Source organism: Dysgonomonas sp. 25, from assembly GCF_010501075.1.
Taxonomy (GTDB): domain Bacteria; phylum Bacteroidota; class Bacteroidia; order Bacteroidales; family Dysgonomonadaceae; genus Dysgonomonas.
Genome location: NZ_QVMN01000006.1, coordinates 51,456 through 73,423, shown reverse-complemented (window position 1 = coordinate 73,423; position 21,968 = coordinate 51,456). Strand labels below are relative to the sequence as shown.

Genomic DNA, 21,968 nt, shown 5'->3' with positions numbered 1-21,968 from the left:
TTATAACTTAACCACTACTTTTCTTCCATTATAAGAAACCGTTTTTCTTGTACCGTCTATGGCTACTATACTAAATTTTCGTTCTTTCAGCATTCCTGAAAACGCCCCTTTTCGGTCTTCGATAGTCAATGTGCGTGTACGGTCGTTCCACTTCATGGTGATTGTACTATACATTCCCTTTTCGTAATTGTAGTTGTCATTTTCATCCTCATACAGCATAAATTCACCATTACTCCCCGGATATATCTTTATTTCAAGATTGTCCCATTTCTTTTCTGTGGCATATTGTACCTCAGGGCCTATCGGGAGAATGGAACCTGCTTTTACATATAGCGGCAAAATGTCGATAGGAGTATCTTTTTGAATGTGTTGCCCGCCGGTTTCTTTCTTGTTTGTCCAGAAGTCATACCAGTCAGTACCTTCGGGCAGATATACCCGTGTAGATTTTACTGTGCTAAAGTCTTCTGTACGGATAGTGTTTGAAACCATTTTAGTGTACATCGGTTGCGTAACAGGACATACCAATAGCGACTTACCAAACATATATTGGTTATGAATATCCCATACATTACGGTCATCTGCAAAATCCATTGCCAAAGCGCGCATAAAGCTGGATTGATTGGCTGTTACTTCCCACGAAGTGGTGTAGATATAGGGTAATAAGCTGTAACGCAAGTTGATGTATTTTTCAATCACATCATATACCGGCTCGCCTTTTTTTCCAAACTGATAAATTTCCCTTGGAGCACCCTCTCCATGCGAGCGCATCATCGGGCAGAACGTACCGAATTGTACCCAGCGGGCATAGAGTTCACGATAATCAGGGTCTTCCAGCATCAACGGGTGTTGCCAAAGGAAGAATCCGCCAATATCACTATTCCAGTGCGGAATACCGCAAAGAGAAAAATTTAATCCGGCGGGTATCTGTTTTTCAAATACTTCCCATGATGCAGTAATGTCTCCTGTCCAGGTATTTGCACCATAACGTTGCTGCCCTGCAAAGGCGAAACGGGTAAGAATAAATACACGTTTATCGGAAGCAACGGCACGTTGGTGGTCATATACGCCACCTACTGTCATCAAAGGATATGCATTCCGCACTTTACGGAAAGAGCCCAGATAGGTTTGAGTATTATAATCTTCCGGTTTGATATGGAAATGGTCGGGTTCGGTAGAGTCCATCCACCATCCGTCTATACCAAGTGGCAGTAGATTATTATTCAGGTATTTCCAATAGATGTCGCGTGCTTTGGGATTGTACGCATCATAGACACGTGCTCCCGCAGGATAATCCAGATTGGGAGGCCATTTAAATGATCCGGATTCAGGCCAGGTTTTGAAATTGAACAGCATGTTTTCTTTATCCAGTTCGTGATAAGGCTTTGTATGAGGACCGAAAGCCGACCAGATGGAAATAATCATGTGCGCATTCTGGTTATGGATATCTTCCATCATCTTCTTCGGGTCGGGGAACTCTTCGTTCAGGAAATCCATTGCGTTCCATAAATAGTTATTACCCCAGTATCTCCAGTCCTGAATAATCCCGTCAAGAGGGACCCCCAGTTCGCGGTATTTTTGCACTACACCTACTATTTCTTTTTGGCTTTTGTAGCGCTCTCTACTTTGCCAGAAACCATAAGTCCACAAGGGAAACATAGGCACTTGACCTGTCAGATAGCGCATTTGTGCAACCACCCCATCGGCGTTTCCACCATACATAAAATAATAGTCGATACAATCTCCCACTTCCGACTGGAAAGAGGTTTCCTCCTGATTGTCTTTAAAAGTAGTTGGCGAATAGTTATCCCAGAATATGCCATATCCTTTTACAGATTGGAAGAAAGTTATCACATCTTCAAGATTGTCTTGGATAAGCCGCTTGGTTTGATTGCGTTGCGACATCTTGCCGTTTTGCAACTGACCCAGTCCATAAATGGCTTCTTCTTTTTCTAACGTGAAAGATTGGTAAACGCTAAAGGTCTTTACTCCCGCATCGTTAAAATCATCGAAGCCTACTCCCTGCTCTTCCAGAAGTGATTTTCCGGCAGGAGAGGTAAAGGCTATCTGCCCTGTTTCCTGATTAAGGTTAACAGTGAGCTGATTGCTTTTTATAGCTAATATGTTTCCTTTTTGAGTAACCGATAATTTTACATTTTCCAGTTTACCAACAACAGAGAGACTTTCTTTATTATAATTCCACCCTTCGGGAGATTTTAAAATTCTCACTGTAGAGGGGGTAAAAAAACAAATTTCAACCGAAGTGCTCTGTATAGTGGCTTTGACACCTTGTGAGGTGCGCTCATAAGTTTGGGCTTCGGCTCGTCCTGTTATAAGGAAAGTTGCCAATATCAGCAGGAGGAACACCCTTGTACTTAAATTCTTTTTCATGATATTTTGATGAAATTTATAAAATCAACTTAAAACAGAAATTATGGGTATCAACCTTGTGTAACGATTACAACGTTTTTTGCAAAAATAGAATAAATAATCAGCCAGCTTGGTGGCAAATGTTTTAGAAAGGCGTACGTTATCAAAAAACCCTCTAATATGAAACAAAAATCCCCCTATGCTTTTCCATAAGGTATTCACATACAAAACATACGGGACTAATGAAGCAAACTGTATATCCTATTTTTGTAATGTGACAAATTTCAACAATATAGCAACTGAAATAAATAATACTTAAAATTTAAGAATATGATACAAAAACACACGATTTTGTACCTGTTTACCGCCCTGCTGGTATTCTATGGATGTAACGGAAAAGGTACGACAGAAGAAAAGGCGAGAAAAGTCAGCCTCTTCAATTCCGAATGGAAATTTATACTGGGCGATAATCCCAGAGCCTCAATCGAGAGCTTCGACGATACTTCTTGGCGGATACTTAATCTTCCGCATGATTGGAGTATCGAGGCAGATTTTTCAGTAGATAATCCGGCAACTCCGGGAGGTGGTGCTCTGCCGGGAGGAATTGGCTGGTATCGAAAAACATTTACGCCGGATGCAGGCGACAAAGGCAAAAAAACATACATCGACTTTGACGGTATTTACTGGAACAGTTCTGTATGGATAAACGGACATTTACTTGGAGAAAGACCTAATGGTTATATTTCCTTCAGATACGATCTTACTCCATATCTCAAATATGGAGAAAACAACACCATCGCGGTAAGGGTGGATAATAGCAAACAACCCAACTCTCGTTGGTATTCAGGATCGGGGATATACCGGAATGTAAGGCTCGTGACAGTCGATCCACTCCATATTGCCCATTGGGGAACATACGTAACTACCGAAAATGTATCGGCGGAATCGGCGGAGGTAAATTTGCGGGTAACGCTTGAAAACAATAGCGAAGAAACACGTGAGGCTGAACTGGTATCGACCATTAAAGATACCGATGGAAAAGTAAAAGTAAAAGTGAGCAATAAAGTAACTGTTCTCAAAGAAGAGAAGATAGAAACCGCACAAATAATGACGTTCGAAAATCCTCAACTATGGTCAGATTCGCACCCTTATATGTACAGCATCACTACTCAAGTGATTGAAAAAGGTAAGGTAATCGACGAATACGATACTCCGCTGGGCGTCCGTTCTTTTGAATTCGACCGTGCGAAAGGATTTATATTAAATGGAGAGCCATTGAAAATCAAGGGTGTATGTCAGCACCACGATTTGGGATGTCTCGGGTCAGCAGTTAACGAACGAGCTTTGGAGCGTCAACTTCAAATATTGAAAGATATGGGATGCAACGGTATACGTACCGCACACAACCCTCCTGCACCCGAATTGCTCGACCTTTGCGACCGTATGGGCTTTATCGTTCAGAATGAGGCATTTGATATGTGGCACAAACGGAAATCTCCGGAAGATTACTCACGGTTCTTTGCCGAGTGGCACGAACGCGACCTCACCGACTTTATTCTGCGCGACCGCAACCACCCATCCATATTCATGTGGAGCATTGGCAATGAGGTACTGGAACAATGGGTACACATGGACGTAGATACGATCGACCTTCAGCAGGCCAATATCTTGTTCAACTTTGCCAAAAGCATGAACAAAAACGAGCACTCTGACGACCTGCATGCCAACGCCCTGCTTACCATCAAGCTGGCCAATATAGTGAAGGAACTCGACCCCACCCGCCCCATCACTGCCGGCAATCAAGAGCCGCGTCCATATAACAACCTCTTTAAATCGGAAGCGTTGGATATTTACGGCTTCAACTACAGCGACGAACTTTGGGACAAACTTCCCGAAATGTATCCGGGTAAAAAGTATATTATTACCGAATCCACGTCTTCCCTGATGACGCGCGGATACTATGAGATGCCTTCCGATCAAATGTTTATACGTCCCGAACGTTGGGATTCTCCGTATGAAAAAGAGGGAAGCCAGTGCTCTGCTTATGACAATAGCCGCACGCCTTGGGGAACCACTCACGAACGCAGCTGGCAACTTACCAAAAAATATGATTTCCTTTCGGGCTTGTATATCTGGACGGGCTTTGACTATCTGGGCGAACCGACTCCGTACTGGTGGCCATCGCGTAGTTCGTACTTCGGCATAATTGACTTGGCCGGCTTCCCGAAAGACGTATACTATATGTATCAGAGCGAATGGACAGATAAGGCAATGCTCCACATCTTCCCACACTGGAATTGGACACCGGGACAAGCTGTAGACATATGGGCATATTATAATCAGGCCGATGAGGTGGAATTGTTCTTAAATGGAGAATCATTGGGTAAACGCTCTAAAAAAGGCGATGAGGTGAAAGTATGGTGGCGCGTTCCTTATCAGGCAGGTACATTGAAAGCCATCTCTCGCAAAGGCGGTAAAGAAGTCCTCGTTCGCGAAATAAAAACTGCAGGTAATCCTGTTGAACTCCGCCTCACAGCCGACCGGGATACATTGGATGCCAATGGCACAGACCTTTCCTTCATTACTGTAGAGGCATTGGATGCCGACGGATATCCGGTGCCAATAGCAGATAATATGATTAATTTCAGTACCAAGGGCAATGGCTTTATTGCCGGAACGGACAATGGCGACCCTACTAATCATCATTCCCTCAAAAAGCCTTCGCGAGCGTTATTCAACGGAAAGGCATTGGTAGTAGTACAATCAGATGGCAAGAAGGGAGATATTGAGCTTACAGCTACCGCCGAGGGATTGAAAAGCGCAACAATAAACATAAAATGCAAATAATTAAAAACTTAAATAATATGAAACGTATTTTTCTACAAATATTTATTCTCATCTTCCTCACCATACCCTGCGTAGCGCAGCAAGGTTACAGCAACCCTGTAATACCTGGGTTCTATCCCGATCCCAGTGTGTGCAAGGTCGGTGACGATTATTATTTGGTAAACAGTACTTTCGAATACTTCCCCGGAGTACCTGTCTTTCACAGTAAAGACCTTGTCAATTGGGAGCAAATCGGAAACTGCCTTACAAGGGAATCACAATTGAACCTGAAAAAGTGTGCTCCTTCAGGCGGCATATACGCACCTACTATTCGCTATCACGAAGGTACTTTTTATATGATAACGACTAATGTCTGCGACAAAGGCAACTTCATTGTTTACACTGAAGACCCTGCCGGAGAATGGTCGGAACCCGTTTGGCTGGAACAAGGCGGCATCGACCCTTCCCTCTATTTCGAAGACGGTAAATGCTACATGCTTTCTATCCCTGACCGAATCACCCTATGCGAAATCGACCCTAAAACGGGCAAGCAACTTACCGAGTCCAAAGCTATTTGGGGCGGTACAGGCGGACGTTACCCCGAAGCGCCGCACATCTACAAGAAAGATGGCTGGTACTATCTGCTTATTGCCGAAGGAGGAACAGAATATGGTCACAAAATAACCATTGCGCGCAGCCGCAAAATCGACGGTCCATACGAATCTAACCCTGCCAATCCCATTATGACGCACATTAACGAGAATGCGCAAATGAACCCTATACAGGCTGTCGGACACGGCGACTTTGTACAGGCACATGATGGTAGTTGGTGGATGGTTTTCCTTGGCTTCCGTCCGCAATCGGGATTACATCATATGCTCGGAAGAGAGACCTTCCTCGTTCCCGTACGATGGGACAAAAACGCATGGCCTGTAATCAACGGCGACGGCACTGCGCACCTGCAAATGGATTGCGAAACGCTACCTTTGAAACCACATACACCTGCGCCTGTCCGGAATAACTTCGATACACCGAAACTGGGACTTGAGTGGAATTACCTCTACAACCCTATAATGTCGAACTACTCGCTGACAGAACGTTCGGGACACTTGCGACTGAAAACTTCCACTGTTCAGCTGGATGACCGAGGTGCGACTCCTACTTTCGTAGGTCGCAGGCAACAACATATTAATTGTACCGCCACTACTGCCATTGAACTGGATAAAGCTTCGCTTAATGATGAAGGGGGTATCACTGTATATATGACCAACGAACACCGCTATGACCTGTTTGTGCGTCAGGGCGATAAAGACAAACAAATCATTACACTGCGCTACCGTCTGGGCAATATGAAGCACATCGAGAAAGAAGTAGAACTGCCAAAAGGTAAATTCTATCTACGCGTAGAGGGCAGCAACGATTATTACAGCTTCTCCTATTCTACGGATAACAAGACATTCAACCCTATGGGAAAAATGGATGTGCGCTATATAAGCAGCGAAACTGTTGGAGGATTCACAGGAATCTACTTCGCACTCTATGCGGCTTCACAAAAGTCATCCAAAGGGATTGCCGATTTTGACTGGTTTGATTATGCATATTAATATTTAAAAATGAAAAAACTATTTATTTACATATTACTTAGCCTGTTCGGAATACATGCAGGAGCACAAAGTCAGCAAACTCCCATCTATTTAGATGATTCCAAGTCCATGGAAGCACGTATCGAGGATGCTCTTTCACGAATGACGTTGGAAGAAAAAATAGCGATGATACACGCCCAGTCTAATTTCACTACTCCCGGTGTTCCCCGTTTGGGAATTCCCGAGATAATGATGACTGACGGGCCTCACGGCGTTAATAAGGAATTGGAATGGAACAGTTGGAACAGCGCCGGCTGGACAAACGATGCCGCCACCGCTTTCCCTGCCATGACTTGTCTGGCTGCCACATGGAACCCCGAATTATCATTAAGATATGGACAAGCTATTGGTGAAGAAGCACGCTATCGGAAGAAAGATGTATTGCTGGGTCCTGCACTCAACATCTATCGCACTCCAGCCAATGGACGGAACTTCGAATATATGGGCGAAGACCCTTTCCTTGTGTCGAAGATGGTTCCTGCTTACGTAAAAGGCGTACAGGAAAATGGGGTGGCTGCCTGTATCAAGCATTATGCCTTGAATAATCAGGAGACATGGCGCGCACACATCGATGTTGAAGTGTCTGACCGTGCATTGTACGAAATCTATCTACCGGGATTTAAAGCCGGGGTAATCGATGGAAAAGCATGGGCCATAATGGGTTCTTACAACAAATACCGTGGTCAGTGGTGCACGCACAACGAGCGATTGAACAACGACATCCTCAAAGGAGAATGGGCTTTTGACGGTGTTCTTATCTCCGATTGGGGAAGTACGCACAATACGGACGAAGCTGCCCTTAACGGCTTGGATATTGAGATGGGGACATGGACAGATGGTCTTACCACAGGAGAGAAGTTCGCCTTCAACAGATATTATTTGGCTGACCCCTATCTAAAGAAAATACAGAACGGTCAACTTCCTGTTTCGAGCCTTGATGATAAGGTTAGACGGATATTACGATTGAATCTTCGCACCAATATGGACAGGAACAAACCTTATGGCAGCTTTACGACGAAAGAACACTACGACGTAGCCAGAGAAGTGGGCGAAGAAGGTATTGTATTATTGAAAAACAACAACAGCTTTTTCCCTATCCCAAAAGGGCGTTATAATAAAATAGTGGTTATCGGCGAAAATGCTTCTCGCAGATTAAGTACAGGCGGAGGTTCATCGAATGTGAAAGTGAGTAAAGAAATCACTCCACTGGAGGGATTAATAGAAAAATACGGAGCTGATAAAGTCTTCTATACGATGGGCTACGGCTCAGGTCCGACGTCTTACGGATTTGCTACCGAATCTCCTTACAATGCCGATTCTCTAAAACAGGAAGCTTTGGCGCTCGCCAAAGATGCCGACGTAGTGCTTTATTTTGGCGGATTGAACAAAAACTTTAATCAGGATTGTGAGTCGGGCGACCGTCTCTCTTACGGATTGCCTTTCGGACAAGATGAACTGATTGAAGATTTGCTGAAAGTAAATAAAAACACAGGTATTATTATCATTAGTGGAAACGGAGTTGCTATGCCATGGCTGGATAAAATTCCGGCACTCATGCAGTCGTGGTATCTCGGTTCGGAAACAGGAAGCGCTACTGCCAATGTGATTTCGGGTGAAGCGAATCCTTCAGGAAGGTTACCATTCAGTATCCCTAAACGTTGGGAGGATAATGGAGCCATGTCGTTTGGCACAATGTCTTATCCGGGCGACAGCATCCGTCAGGTGTATATGGAAGATATTTTGGTAGGCTATCGCTGGCACGACACCAAAAAGATTCCTGCGCTCTTTCCATTCGGCTATGGCTTATCATATACCACCTTTAAGTATGGAAAAGCAGTTACCGACCGAAAAGAATATAGTAAGGATGATATTATTAAAGTATCGGTATCTCTTACGAACAAAGGGAAGGTAGACGGAGCAGAAGTAGTACAGGTATATGCTTCGCAAAACAAACCCTCTTTGCCTCGTCCGACCAAAGAATTGAAAGGTTTCCAAAAAGTATTCCTGAAAGCAGGTGAAAGCAAAACAGTGGAGATAGCTATCCCTGTGAAAGATTTGGCTTACTTCGACGACACAGCGCACGCATGGGTTGTGGAAAATGATAAATTTACGTTACACTGTGCAGCCTCTTCAACTGACATTAAGAATTCAATAACCATTAGCATTAAATAAAAATATGAAAAAGATTCTACTTATCTGTTTAATCTGTATAAGTACCGGCATCATGTCTCAAAACAAAATTGAGATGCCGTTATGGCCCAATGGAGCGCCCAACGACAACGGAATACCCAAAGAAGATTCACGTAGTTCTATAATGAATGACCCCTCTATTACCGTGTATCCGGCCAAGAATCCCAATGGGAAAGCCATCATCATGTGTCCGGGTGGGGGATACGGATGGTTGGCTATGGATCACGAAGGACATGCCATGGCCGACTGGATGAACGGTATGGGCATTACCTACATTGTATTGAAATATCGGATGCCGGTAGGTAATCACGAGATACCTTTGTCGGATGCCGAACAAACAATGCGTTTGGTTAGGGCAAAAGCTTCCGAATGGAATATTAATCCCAACCTGATAGGTATCATGGGAGCTTCGGCAGGAGGGCATTTGGCATCTACCCTTGCCACTCACTACAGTAGCAAGGAAACACGCCCGGACTTTCAGATACTTTTCTATCCGGTAATCACGATGGATAATAGTTACACGCATGGCGGTTCGAGAGTGAATTTGTTGGGAGAAAACCCGTCGAAAGAACTGGTTGAAAAATATTCAAATGAATTGCAGGTTACGGCAGATACGCCCAAAGCCTTTATTTTCCTCTCCTCCGACGATGATGCAGTTCCGGCAGCTAATGGGGTGAATTACTACATGGCTTTAGTACGCAACAAAGTATCAGCTTCGTTACATACCTATCCTATAGGCGGTCATGGCTGGGGATATGGAGACGGCTTCATCTACAAACGCCAGTGGACAGAAGAACTGGAAAAATGGCTCAGAGAAGAAATTAACTAATATATAAACAGAAAAGAACTTATGAAAAAAAACAGCATATTTTGTTTCCTTCTTATCCAGATACTTTGCCTGTCGGCTCTACAAGCCGAAATCCGCCTACCTGCTGTCTTCACAGACCACATGGTATTGCAACGAAACTCCGAAGTTACCATCTGGGGATGGGGCACTCCAAGCGAACACATCAGCATTGTACCCGAATGGCTAAACGGAGATACGATAAATACGCGAGTGACCAATATGGGTAGATGGTCGGCACGCATCCGGACAGGAGAAGCGGGCGGTCCATACAAAATTCATATCAACGGTTCTTCGCAAGTCACACTGTCGGATGTGATGCTCGGCGAAGTCTGGCTATGCAGCGGTCAGTCCAATATGGAATGGAGTGTGAACCACGGTATAAATAACGGTGATGAAGAGGCGCAGAACGCTAACTTTTCCAATCTCCGCATCTTTCACCTCCCGCAGATAGGAGCCTCTACACCTCAGGAAAATTGCTTTTCGCAGTGGAAGCTCTGCACATCCGAAACCATGCGCCAAACAAGCGCTATCGGCTATTTTTTCGGGCGAAATATCAGTGAAGAACTGAATGTGCCTGTCGGAATTATTGTCGCCGCTTGGGGTGGGACTCCCGCCGAGGTGTGGACACCGCGCGAGAATGTGATGTCAGACCCTGTAGTGTCTGATTATTTCTATGGTGCTTCTCAGTGGTGGCCTGCGGAGCCAGGTGCGTTATACAACAGCATGATTCGCCCGGTTATGCCATACGAAATAGCCGGATGCATTTGGTATCAGGGAGAGGCCAACCATCCGTATGCCAATACTTATGCCCGTTTGATGCAACGATTGATTGGTTCGTGGCGTACAGGTTTTAATAAAGAGATTCCATTTTACCTTGTTCAGATAGCTCCATTCACATACCAATCCACAGATAACGGTCCGGCACGGCTGCGCGAACAGCAGGCAATGCTTCCCCAAATGATGAATAAAGTTAAAATGATAACCGTATCCGATATGGTAGATAACGTACAGGATATACACCCACGAGATAAAAGAGGAGCAGGTTTACGGCTCTCTTATCTGGCTTTGGACGATACATACGGCAAGTTTGTCGGGGATTACGAAAGTCCTGTGTTCAAAGAAGCTTACCGGAAAGGAAATAAGATATTTATTACATTCGACGGCCTAAAGAAAGGCTTAGTTATTAAAGGTAATAAAATAAAAGGATTGAGAATATCGGGGGACGACGGAATATGGAAAGAAGTTTCCGGTAAAATAGAAGGGAGTAAATTAGTTATATCGACAAGTGGATTGCAGTCCACCTCAAAAGTGGATATCAGCTATTGTTTTGATGATGATAGTATCGGGAATTTGTTTTCTACTGAAGGGATTCCAGTTGTAGCTTTCCGAACAGAAGAGATAAAAAATATGTAGGATCTTCTGAAAAAACAAATCCAATACGGGAACTACCGAATACATTATATCTTATTTATCAGAACTTTCCTGCTAAAAGTCTGTAACCACAAATAGTTCAGAATCAATTCCAGCAATAATTTGACTGAAAACACTTTTTTTTATAGAAAATCAATCGGTTGTGAATATGGAAGATGATAATATAAAGATTGGATACAGAAATGGTTTGAACAATCTATGGGACGAACCGACTGGATAAGTTTATGGATATAATGAGCGGGAGCTTAATTATTTAAGAAGGTGAAAATAACGACTGATCGCAAGTTATTTGCTAATTTTGTCATTGATAAAGAAACATATAAGTAGTCTATGGCATGGATTGGTATAAAGTAAATAAGGTTTTAGGATTCTCGGATGAAACGATAGAGAAAATAAGGGATTTTTTCTATAATTTGTCTCGCCGAAACATCAAGCTGACCGAAAAAGAAAAGCAATTGTGTCAATCAGTTGGTATAGACCCGCGTTTAGCAAAAATCATAAAATCGCATAACGTTTCCGAAATTAAGATATTACCCTCTATTTTAGACTACCGAAATCTGGATTTTGAAAAGTCTGGGTTAGATGGTATTTGTGCCTTTTATGTTCGTAAGGACGATGAGTCAATGGAAGAAATTCACCGTATAATCTACCGAAATAAACAAAAATATTTGGACAAAGGGTATACCCTATTCTATTTTGACGGCAAGCAATATGGAGAATATTACATGGCTTTAGCAAAAAATAAAACTACAAGCGATATTTTGAGGTGGCAACAAACCAATGGAATAAATCACGGTCTTGATAATTCGGATGTGATCGCCAAAATCGAAGAATGGCAACAACAGTATGATTTAGTCCTTTGGGGTTGTGGCAGGGATTGGTTGCATATATTTTTCATTCACGAACAACCCAAATATGATTTTCAGTTGGGTGCGACTAACGAAAAATATCACAAGAAACACAAATTGTGGAACGAACGCACGCCGAAGTTCAAGAAATTTGCCGATGAAGTGATTCAATTCTGCCCCGATTCAATAACACAAATTTATCGTAACAAAACCGAACTTATTAAAGAAATGGAGCGTATGAATGGTATCTATCTGTGGTGGGATTAATACTTACGCCTATGAATTGAATGTGCTTAATTCATGAGTGGTTACCTGTTGTAACATAGATAAATGTGATCCGCTATAATATGGACTAAAAGCGTACCTTTACAGGCGATAAATGATATGAAAATAAGACTGGAACAAGAAAAATGAACATCGAAGAATTACGGGAATATTGCCTCTCTATAAAGGAAGCAACAGAATATATGCCTTTTAAGGACGAATACCTTATTTTCAGGATATTCGACAAATGGTTTGCGGTCATACGCTTAGATGATCCTGTCTTGAAAATAACAGTAAAATGCGATCCTACGCAGGCGGTTGACTTACGGGAAAGCTACGCCAGCGTGGAAGCAGCTTGGCATTTCAACAAGAAATTCTGGAATAGTATTACTCTTAACGGAGATATGAACGACGATACCGTTCAATACTGGATTCGTCACTCAGTAAAGGAAGTGTTGAAAAAACTACCTAAAAAGACACAAGCGGAATATCTGGAGAATTATTCGTTGTAGTCCTGCTACTCTGTTTGTCATAAATCTTATTTACAATGTGTGGATATTTTCGTTCCCAATACTTTCTCCCGGTGCAACACTCCCCAGTCGCGCAATGTCGCAATAATTTCAATTAAAGATTCGGCATGCTCTGTCAGTGTGTATTCAACTTTGGGAGGATAAGTATCATATACTATACGCTCAATAAGTTGGTCTTCCGCCATTTCCTTTAATTCTTTGGATAAACTCTTATCTGTCAGTCCCGGAATAGCCCGTATTATTTCTTTGAAACGTTTACTGCCGAGCCACAGTGTCGTGATAATAGGAATTTTCCATTTCCCAGATAAAACCGCCATCGTATCAAGAACCAAAAGTATTTCTCGTTGACGATCAACCTCACTCATGGATTGGCAGGTTGTTTTTCTTTTAATTTTATTCTCATCCATACTTTACCTGTTACTTTCCTTTTCGATAGCGCTTTCCCAAGGGAAAGTAATATCAATTGGAAAGCAAATATAGGTATTTTTGCGGTATAATTAATAATTAGGTATATGACAGACAGTTCAAGTAAAACAAAGGTTGTAGACAGAAATCATCCGGGATTTAACAAAAATGCAGAACCCTTTTTCAGCATCGTTATGGAAGGATTGAAAGGCTATGTCGATGGAGAACATTTTTGGGATGCAGTGGCTGAAAATGCTGTTTTTGAGTTCATGTATCACATTCCGGGTTTTACCTCCAAAATAGTGGGGCGGGATGCGTATATGGAATGGTTTGGTGGATATCCGATTTCCCTGCAATCGGCAGACAATCTGATAGTAAGCAAAGGCCTCGACCCCGAAGTAATTGTACTGGAATACGCGGTACATGCTAAAGGATACGATAACAAGTTTTGTTCTATCGTATATCTGAAAGACAGAAAAATTGTCCATTGGAGGGACTATGCCGATTCGCTTGCAATGGTCGGAGGCTGATTGCAAGGGCTTTTTTACTATTCAGATAAAGAAAAAGAATAAATCTGAGATTAAATAAACTTTGATAGTCTATTTTTTGAAGTTTCGTTTATTGATGAGAGATAGAAGAGGGTTGAATATAAATAATATAATAGATCGCAATTTGCTGATATAATATAACCCTAAAATCACTATCATGTAATTTATGGGTACAAACTCGGGTACATTTTACACAAAACAACAAAGCTAAATATCTTTATTTCAGATATTTAGCTTCTTTTTAAAGTGGTGCCACCAGGAATCGAACTATTCGATTAAGTGGCTATCAATCTGATTGATATATTTTTCAAAAAAAGGAATAATCTCTAAAAAGTCACCAAAAACTTGCAGCGTTCTGCACATATTTGCTTTTAGGCTATTTCCAATACAAACATACGAAATTTTATTCTATTACAACCCATTTGCCTGCTTTAGTTGAACCTATATGCTTTATTATTCCTTTCTTGGTCAATTGTGCCAAATGGTATTTTATGCTATCAGGTGTACGGTCTAATAAGGCTTCCAATTCCTTACGAGTAATAGAAGAGTTGTTCTTTATTGCTTCTATTATTTCATCTTGAATATTCTTGGGCGTTTCTTGGGTGCTTCTTGGGTGCTTCTTGGGCGTTTCTTGCCCATTTTCTTGGGTGTCAGCCCCAAAACCTTCCTCAAAATACCGTTGTGAAACATTCTCGGTTGCTCGGAATGCGGTTATCAGGTCAAAATCAAATATCGCTTCGCCGTTTCCATTCTCAACCAGTTCTTTTTGTACTCGATAGATACCACGACTGAAACGATTGACATATCCCAATATCTTCATGGCTTTTGCAATGAATGGGTTACGATAGTCGCTTACATTCGGAAAATTTTCCTCACTCACTTTGCCATACAGCCCACCCGGATTTTGTACCTCAATACGATCGTCGTATTCGTAGAATAGCACCGGTGCATTCGTCTGATAATCACGATGCATGATGGCATTCATCAAAAGCTCGCGTGTTGCCCAGTAGGGATATTTAGAAACCGTTTCCTCTCGTAACACACTGACCGGAATCGGTCTTTTCTGCGCAATACTTGTTTCAATGAAAGTGTCTATTCTTGCTAACTCCCTACAAAGATTTCCATTAAAAACCTGTTCGTTGATAATATCTCCCGCTCGGTCTTTGCCTTTGAAACGCACATATTGCACATACGAACCGTGCAGATAACGTTCCGGGTTCTTACCGAAAAGAACAATCGCTCCGTTGGTTGGACAATTATACCGCAAATCATAATATCCCAATGAGGCAAGTTGTTCCTCAACATGGCGTTTGTCTTCTGCCAATATATCTTCCGCTACTGCCTGAGGCAAAAACTCCCTTTTTATCACATCAATATCAAGGTCATTCATCGTTGTCCCCATGCAAGGCATCTCGTCAAATGTATGGATATTGGATAAGCGCCTCTCCATTAAAATTTTCTCCTCTGCTTCTGTCGCAAAACTCTTTCGCGGACCAACCCGCACCCAAATACGCCCACGGTATCGAACCGGAGGAAATTCAGATGGCTGCACCTCTGCAACAAGCAAATCGCCCTTTTCAAAACTGAATTTCTCAACAGTCATTACCGGTTGGGGAAGGACATTCCCATCTGTGCGGATATTGGAGATAGTCAACAAAAGTTCATCATCTACTTTTAAACCACTCAACTCTCCGTTGTCATGCGCGCCAATCATCAGGTAACCATTCTTCCCATTGCCTGAAATATCATTAGCAAACGCACATATTGCCTGACAGAATTTATCCGCATTTGTCTTGGATGTCGTTCGCTCTACTCGATAGCTTTCAGTATCGTGGAGTAGTTGGAGTAGTTCTTCTTGAGTGATCATATTCTAATTCAGTTTATTACTTGTTTAATTAAACTCATGATATATTCCAAATCTTTAGTGTCATTTACGGTGATTTCATAATCGCCATTACCCCAATGTCCTTTGCGAGATACATCATTGGCTATTTTTTTTGGGTCATCCAAATCTCCTTTATGCATGTTAATCCATATTTTCAACCCTTTATGTTGAATATGAATGTCTGCAAGATTTTTATCCTTCTTAAATGCAATGTACAGTTTCTTTGGATACACATCTATATCAGAAGTTAAATTCAAGATAGCATTTTTATATGTTTCATACAATTCTATTATCTCTTCTGATTTTCCAACCAAGTGGTCTTCTTCTGTATAAACTTTTATTTCTTCTACGACTTTCCCTATGTTTGATTCTTCTTTATTTTGTACTTGCTTAATACTCGGTGCGGATTGAGATTTCTTAATTGGATTGATAACAATAATATCATTATCAAACCTCTTGATTTCCCAAAGTTCAATAGGCAAATCTTTGAAGTTAGAGGACTGGCGCTGAAAATCAGTAAAAGAAGGAGCAACAAAAACAACCTTACTTTGTGACCAGTCCACATCAGAACGTTTTAGGTTTTGTTTTTGCGATTCGTTATATTCTACGATAAAATCAGCTTTATATTCTAACATTAAATTCAGATAGGAAACGCCCTGATCAACTACACTGTAATTCCTGTCTCGCTTGTACTCGATAATAACAAACGAATGATTTTCTTCATCAAAAGCCAAGGTGTCAATACGACTGTTTTTGATAACAAACTCAGACTTGACAAACCGATAACCTGAAATTTGACTTAAGTTACCTTCGACTACTTTTTGAATATCTTTTTCGAGTTTAAAAGGTTTTTCTTTTAAGCTGTTTAATGTGCTTTTATTATGTTGAAAAATTCTCATATGATTCTTATTGTTTTAATAGTACCTATAGTTATTGCTCGCTGTTTAAGCTTGTTTAAACATTTTTTCAACACACCATCACCCAAATTTATATATTCTTCCATTTTTATCCAAATTCTCAATAATTCTCATCGCTTCATTATGGCTTACTTTATTGGATGTAATCAAATTACAATAAATATTTGCATATTCATTGTAAATGTTTGTAGCAAATATACCTGTGTCATCTGTGCCAACAACAATCGGCGGTATTGTTTTGCCTTCTTTCTCCCATTTGAGCCAATTCCAAAGATGATATGTATCAAAATTAAAATGATGTCCGATCCTTACATTACTGGTGGGTAATGTTTCAATCACGATTTCTTTTTCATGCAGTATTTCTAGAACTAAAAGCTGAAGAAGTTCTAAATCTGATAAAGAATAAAACTCTTCTGTTTTAATTTCAATGATATTATCATATTCTTCTCTAACCTTTTTGCTATGGTATTTTCTTAATATTTCAACTCTTTCGTCTTGTTTCAAATCAATCAGTTCATTTTCAATATCGCTCCATTCCTTATCGTCAAACACCTCATTTGCTAAAGCGTTGTCTCTGGAGCCGGAAAATAGAAGAGCCGGGCAAAACCGTCTCATTTTCCAAGCATCCTCAAGTGTTTTCAATGAATACGATTTTTTGTAAATTAGATAGGAGAGTTCATGAATTTTATTGATTAATAAAGGAATGTTCTGTTTTAAATTTTCATCGTTTTTGAATAAAATAAGGTGGTATGTAAACAATAAATCATCCATATATTCACCTTGCCGGACAAAAATAGTTTCTCCTACATTCTTAATCCATTGTTTGGGGGATATTCCCGCAGCAGTAGCATGTCCAATACGGTCACCACAACCTAATTCATTAAATGTTACGGCTTCGTACATAGCTCTCAATCCACTGATAATATGAAAAAAATCTTCTCCTGCGTGGTAGGTGAAATGTTTGAAGCCCTTACGTCTCAAATAACGGAATGATGGAGCAAATACTTCGGGAGGTGCATCGAATTCGCTGGATGCTGCGTCAATACCGACAACATCTTTCATGATTGCAGGATCATTAGCTTTCATAAGAGCCAAGACTTTTGCCTTTGACCAAATTTCGTAACGAAGATTTTTATGTCTTATATCTTCTGATTCTTCATCATCTTTTTTCTTTATAAAATGAGCTATAAGCTTTAGCTTCGGAACATTTCCTTCCGGAAGCTGTAACTCTACTTGTATGTGTTCTAGTAAAGCCTCCCATCCCTTATTTATAGCGTTTATGAGTGCTTTGTTTCCCACATCTGTAGGCTTTGGAGAAAACCGACCTTCTAAAAAATAAATATTATGCTTATCATTTCCATGTAACTGAAAAAATCTATTCCGGTATGCCTTTTCACTGTTTTCCCGCAATTCATTTACTGTCAGTTTTTGAAATTGTTCGAATCCGAATTGATGAACTTGTTGTACTAAAAGTCGGTTGGATAATCCAAGTATCAGCAAATAAAAATGAAAGATGGATGCGGTTGACTCCCTTTGTTCCTGAGCAATATAATTAAAAACAAGCATATACATTAAGCCTTCAATTGCCATTGGATATTTAGGCTTTTCACCGTTGTTGCATACTATTCCGGCAAAAGGATGGTCGGCTGAATTATTAATAAAGGGATTCTCCGAACCAGGAATTAATTCACAAGAGTCCAGAATGTAGCCTAGAATATAATTAGTCGATTTAATATTATCCCAATTTATTTCAGAAGTTGAAGTATGAAACAATATTTTATGTAAATATATTCTCATACTTCTGGCGCACAATAATAAATTTCGAAAGGATAACGGAGAAGGTAAATATGCTTCTTGTTCAAATTGTTCCTTGACCAAAGGTGATTTCATTCCTTTTTGTAGGTCATTATATATCTTATCGGGTTCCATTAAAAAGTCTTGCCATGCGATATCTATTTCAGTAGAGCCATTTAGGTGCATGTGCAGATCGTGCAAGCCTCTTTTTTCTTTTATATATTCTTTAATTTGTGGTATATATGGATAGGGTAATGCCGTATATTTGGTATTAGGTATAATATATTTATTACAATATTCTATCAGCTCAACCGAATTATCATAAACTAATGGTTTCTTTATATGTAAAAAAGCCATTTGTAGGAGTAAAGGAGGGATATACGTTATAAGTTCCTGCCACTTATTCTGTTTGAGTTGTTTTATATATATTCTATTCTCTCTTAATTCTAAGTGTTCATCAGCTAAACGAAAAAGTCCTATTCTGATTAATTCTCCTAATGATTCTATTCCCTTTAAACTTTTTTTCTGATTCAACCGGTAGTAGTGATCGGGTATATGTCTGTTCTGTTCTCTCTCTAATAAAAATAGCCTACGCTTAATATCATCAAATGTAGGAATGTTACCATTGACATAATCCGACAAAGAATCTTTGTCGGACAACAGATGTTTTATGATGGAAGAGGTTACCATGATATGTCATTTTCGGCTAAATAGTTTCTAAACTGTCTAATCCAATCTGATTCTAGCCTTTTCTTTTCTTCTCCTTCTTTAAATAAATGACTAGTATTTTCTCGTATAAGCTTATTTAAAGACTCTTGTTCCTTTTTATCGACTTTATTATCAAACCATTCACGAGGGATTTTATTTGTTTTAAGTGTTTCTTTAACTCTTTTTCTTTCTGATTCTTTTTGACTCCTAAACATAGGAAGCGATAAGGAATTGAAATCTATTTTCCCAACAATTCTTATTTGTGACTTATTTTCCTCTGCTTTTTTTTCATTCGGATTAGAATGTTTTACCTGCGAAAGCTTATTAAAAACAGAATATTTCATTACTTCATTAGCATTAAATTTTTTAGTTGAAATAAATGGAACTAAGATATCTGTTAACTTATCATTTTGGTCTTTATCATTCGGATTCAGATATAATAAAAATAATGGGCATGATAATATCCATTTTGAGAATGTTAAATCAATAGAAACTTTTGTTTTGTCAGTGTTGTTTTTATCGATAATTGCTTTTATAGCTTTAAGATTATTGATAAATATTGTGCTTTTATAATTAGGATTGTTAATATTTAGACCATTAACATTTTTCAAATTTTCTTTAGCATCTTCTACCAAAATAGAATTCATTAGAATTATAATTCTAGCATGTATGCTTTCTGCTAAATTTTCTGCTCCGCTTTTTCCTTCTATATTACTAAGAGAATAGAAAAAACGAGTACTTATTTTTCCTAATAGATGAGGTGATACTGATTTTCCTTTAGGATAGCGATTGACCCAATTTCTAATCTCATCATTTAATCTCTCATCATTGCTATCTCCCTCATAATCTGGCATTTCAATATCATATGTTTCCGTTGATCCTGTGACATTGAAATTAGGCATAGGATATGATCTTATTTGAGAAAGTTCAAGTATCCCTTTTGTAACATCATTTTCATCTACTTTTTTTATTAATTCTCCAATTGTTGCCAATAATACATAAATAGAATATACAGGAAATCCTTCATTTCTATGATTATGTTGAGATATGCTTAAAGGAAAAAAAGCAATTGTTCTTTGATATTTAGTAGCATTACGAAATACATCATCCATCCGCCATGGGATATCTTCTTTCTTTTCATTCTGCTTTAATCCTAGTGCAGGTAATTTAATCATTCCCCATGAACTATTTCCTTTCCTATTATTTTCTAAAATTGCTTGCAAATAAGCAGTCATATAGCACGCAATATCCCTTAATACACCATCTTTATAAATTGCTGAATGACAGCATAAACCTTCGATAGAAGGAGTTTTCATAGAAATAGCTTTTTTATCTTCATTTTTTTCTTGATAACCCAAAACACTTAATAGATTTCTGAGATAACCAACCTTAATGAAATAATCAAAAATTAAATATGGGTTATCCATCGTTTTCTGACTGAAAAGAAAACTTAATGCGGTCAAACTGCTGTTCAAGCTGATATCTGTGGTTGTGGGTTGAAGTTGATAAGCCTCATCCAATACTCTGTCATGTATCAAAAGTTTCAATATAACCGAATCTAAATACTTACTACTTGATTTGGCAATTTCAATATCTACCCTTTTTTCATAGAGATCACTTAAGAATGCATCTATAAAGTTTACCTCTTTTATAGAGTTGATATTTTCAAATTCCGACAAAAATTGAATTTGTGTCCTAATTGGTAAACTCAATAAAAATGAACGATAAGCTTCGGCTTGATATGGATTATTTATTCCAAATTTACTTAACTTACTGTCATAGAATAAATCAATTCTGTTCTCATCATCTTCTTTATTGATATAAATTCCAATATTTTCTTTACCCTTAATATTTATTTTTTCCTGTATAGTCGTTAAATGAATTCTTCTTTGGGGTTGCATTACTTTCTGCAAATACTGTCCCTCCATTTCGGTAACCAAATCTTCATAATCATCCATTTTATGAAGTTGCTCACCCTCATTTTTTAGCAATGCTTTCCCGAAATTTTTCCATTGTTGTTTGCGGATGGCTTTGGAGAACAGTTTCAGATCGCCACTTAATAATGTGATGAGATATGGTGAGGTTAAATATTTTCGGATGGTTTCAAGTACCGGCCACCCCTTTCTAAAATCGATATCAATATCATCCAAGGCAATGATGAAAACTTTTTTACCTAATATTTTTAATCCTAATTTGAGTAATTCATGAAAATCAGACTCAAGTTTTTTTGCAGCGCGTACATTTTTTAGTCCTTTATCCATTATAAATTCCGGATCTTGCCAACTATCATAGTTGCCACCGATACCATCTATCGAGGGAATTCCGGCTGCCAATGATTTTAGCTTCTCCTTCCACTGATTTTTAGTTAGATAAGCTTTGCTTTCAGGATTACAATCGCTTTTTGACAATTTTTTCTCTACCACATCTGCAATTTGCGATATAATGGTGAGGAAAATATGCCCTTTTTCTTCTATTAATGTAGGGTCAATAATATCAATAACTTCAATATCTTCGCTACTTGTATATGTATTTAACAGACTTAATAAAAATGATGTTTTTCCACTTCCTCGGCTTCCTAAGATAGTGATTGTATCATGAAGACGTTCTTTTTCATCTATTTCTTTCTTTTTTATTTTCTCTATTCTGTCATTTATCCAGCCTTTTGCCTTTTTTAATTCATCTGAATGAATTAAATTGCTATCAGCGAATCTTTTCGCATTCGTGCTCTCGGAAAGCTTTATAACTACTTGTGTCATGATATTATT

General features: G+C 39.5%; 14 protein-coding genes. 8 read left to right on the top strand and 6 right to left on the bottom strand.

The features are described 5' to 3' along the window. The gene (locus D0T66_RS10545) at positions 1 to 2,388 is read right to left on the bottom strand and encodes a glycoside hydrolase family 31 protein (RefSeq protein ID WP_163357251.1); all 2,388 of its coding nucleotides are present in this window, start codon (positions 2,386 to 2,388) and stop codon (positions 1 to 3) included. Positions 2,389 to 2,697: 309 nt separating this feature from the next. On the opposite strand from D0T66_RS10545, the gene D0T66_RS10540 reads away from it, so the two are divergent. The 7 genes from D0T66_RS10540 to D0T66_RS10510 all read left to right on the top strand — a co-directional run bounded on the left by D0T66_RS10540 (position 2,698) and on the right by D0T66_RS10510 (position 12,928). Next, complete coding sequence (locus tag D0T66_RS10540; RefSeq protein ID WP_185154835.1) at positions 2,698 to 5,214, top strand: sugar-binding domain-containing protein; 2,517 nt, start codon at positions 2,698 to 2,700, stop codon at positions 5,212 to 5,214. Positions 5,215 to 5,231: 17 nt separating this feature from the next. Further along, positions 5,232 to 6,797, top strand: coding sequence for a glycoside hydrolase family 43 protein (locus D0T66_RS10535; RefSeq protein ID WP_163357250.1), 1,566 nt, complete (start codon positions 5,232 to 5,234; stop codon positions 6,795 to 6,797). Between the two features lie 9 nt (positions 6,798 to 6,806). Beyond that, a complete protein-coding gene (locus D0T66_RS10530; protein WP_163357249.1) occupies positions 6,807 to 9,008 on the top strand; it encodes a glycoside hydrolase family 3 protein in 2,202 nt (733 codons plus the stop codon). Between the two features lie 4 nt (positions 9,009 to 9,012). Continuing rightward, a complete protein-coding gene (locus D0T66_RS10525; RefSeq protein ID WP_163357248.1) occupies positions 9,013 to 9,855 on the top strand; it encodes an alpha/beta hydrolase in 843 nt (280 codons plus the stop codon). A gap of 21 nt (positions 9,856 to 9,876) precedes the next feature. Continuing rightward, positions 9,877 to 11,286, top strand: coding sequence for a sialate O-acetylesterase (locus D0T66_RS10520; protein WP_163357247.1), 1,410 nt, complete (start codon positions 9,877 to 9,879; stop codon positions 11,284 to 11,286). Between the two features lie 353 nt (positions 11,287 to 11,639). After that, the gene (locus D0T66_RS10515) at positions 11,640 to 12,419 is read left to right on the top strand and encodes a DUF4253 domain-containing protein (protein ID WP_163357246.1); all 780 of its coding nucleotides are present in this window, start codon (positions 11,640 to 11,642) and stop codon (positions 12,417 to 12,419) included. Between the two features lie 143 nt (positions 12,420 to 12,562). Continuing rightward, positions 12,563 to 12,928, top strand: coding sequence for an MmcQ/YjbR family DNA-binding protein (locus D0T66_RS10510; RefSeq protein ID WP_163357245.1), 366 nt, complete (start codon positions 12,563 to 12,565; stop codon positions 12,926 to 12,928). 26 nt (positions 12,929 to 12,954) lie between these two features. Here D0T66_RS10510 and D0T66_RS10505 read toward each other — a convergent pair whose 3' ends face one another. After that, complete coding sequence (locus D0T66_RS10505) at positions 12,955 to 13,311, bottom strand: helix-turn-helix domain-containing protein (RefSeq protein WP_163357244.1); 357 nt, start codon at positions 13,309 to 13,311, stop codon at positions 12,955 to 12,957. 147 nt (positions 13,312 to 13,458) lie between these two features. Here D0T66_RS10505 and D0T66_RS10500 point away from each other — a divergent pair, with 147 nt between their 5' ends. After that, positions 13,459 to 13,881 (top strand): nuclear transport factor 2 family protein, encoded by a 423-nt coding sequence (locus D0T66_RS10500; protein WP_221412208.1) that lies wholly within the window; start codon positions 13,459 to 13,461, stop codon positions 13,879 to 13,881. A 421-nt stretch (positions 13,882 to 14,302) separates the two neighbouring features. Here the strand turns inward: D0T66_RS10500 and D0T66_RS10495 are convergent, their stop codons facing one another. The 4 genes from D0T66_RS10495 to D0T66_RS10480 form a co-directional block, all read right to left on the bottom strand. Continuing rightward, a complete protein-coding gene (locus D0T66_RS10495; RefSeq protein WP_163357243.1) occupies positions 14,303 to 15,766 on the bottom strand; it encodes an RNA-binding domain-containing protein in 1,464 nt (487 codons plus the stop codon). 8 nt (positions 15,767 to 15,774) lie between these two features. After that, positions 15,775 to 16,683 (bottom strand): DUF5655 domain-containing protein, encoded by a 909-nt coding sequence (locus tag D0T66_RS10490; protein WP_163357242.1) that lies wholly within the window; start codon positions 16,681 to 16,683, stop codon positions 15,775 to 15,777. 78 nt (positions 16,684 to 16,761) lie between these two features. Further along, entirely contained in the window at positions 16,762 to 19,185 is a 2,424-nt protein-coding gene (locus tag D0T66_RS10485; RefSeq protein WP_221412217.1) for a hypothetical protein, read from the bottom strand. Beyond that, entirely contained in the window at positions 19,179 to 21,959 is a 2,781-nt protein-coding gene (locus tag D0T66_RS10480) for a P-loop NTPase fold protein (protein WP_163357240.1), read from the bottom strand. The genes D0T66_RS10485 and D0T66_RS10480 overlap by 7 nt, the downstream gene beginning before the upstream one ends. Positions 21,960 to 21,968: the final 9 nt, after the last annotated feature.

What these genes read in the sequence shown, in the direction of transcription:
- D0T66_RS10525 (WP_163357248.1), top strand. Translation starts at nt 9,013, where the DNA reads ATGAAAAAGATTCTACTTATCTGTTTAATCTGTATAAGTACCGGCATC.
- D0T66_RS10520 (WP_163357247.1), top strand. Translation starts at nt 9,877, where the DNA reads ATGAAAAAAAACAGCATATTTTGTTTCCTTCTTATCCAGATACTTTGC.
- D0T66_RS10505 (WP_163357244.1), bottom strand. Translation starts at nt 13,311, where the DNA reads ATGAGTGAGGTTGATCGTCAACGAGAAATACTTTTGGTTCTTGATACG.
- D0T66_RS10530 (WP_163357249.1), top strand. Translation starts at nt 6,807, where the DNA reads ATGAAAAAACTATTTATTTACATATTACTTAGCCTGTTCGGAATACAT.
- D0T66_RS10500 (WP_221412208.1), top strand. Translation starts at nt 13,459, where the DNA reads ATGACAGACAGTTCAAGTAAAACAAAGGTTGTAGACAGAAATCATCCG.
- D0T66_RS10495 (WP_163357243.1), bottom strand. Translation starts at nt 15,766, where the DNA reads ATGATCACTCAAGAAGAACTACTCCAACTACTCCACGATACTGAAAGC.
- D0T66_RS10485 (WP_221412217.1), bottom strand. Translation starts at nt 19,185, where the DNA reads ATGGTAACCTCTTCCATCATAAAACATCTGTTGTCCGACAAAGATTCT.
- D0T66_RS10535 (WP_163357250.1), top strand. Translation starts at nt 5,232, where the DNA reads ATGAAACGTATTTTTCTACAAATATTTATTCTCATCTTCCTCACCATA.
- D0T66_RS10540 (WP_185154835.1), top strand. Translation starts at nt 2,698, where the DNA reads ATGATACAAAAACACACGATTTTGTACCTGTTTACCGCCCTGCTGGTA.
- D0T66_RS10480 (WP_163357240.1), bottom strand. Translation starts at nt 21,959, where the DNA reads ATGACACAAGTAGTTATAAAGCTTTCCGAGAGCACGAATGCGAAAAGA.
- D0T66_RS10490 (WP_163357242.1), bottom strand. Translation starts at nt 16,683, where the DNA reads ATGAGAATTTTTCAACATAATAAAAGCACATTAAACAGCTTAAAAGAA.
- D0T66_RS10510 (WP_163357245.1), top strand. Translation starts at nt 12,563, where the DNA reads ATGAACATCGAAGAATTACGGGAATATTGCCTCTCTATAAAGGAAGCA.
- D0T66_RS10545 (WP_163357251.1), bottom strand. Translation starts at nt 2,388, where the DNA reads ATGAAAAAGAATTTAAGTACAAGGGTGTTCCTCCTGCTGATATTGGCA.
- D0T66_RS10515 (WP_163357246.1), top strand. Translation starts at nt 11,640, where the DNA reads ATGGATTGGTATAAAGTAAATAAGGTTTTAGGATTCTCGGATGAAACG.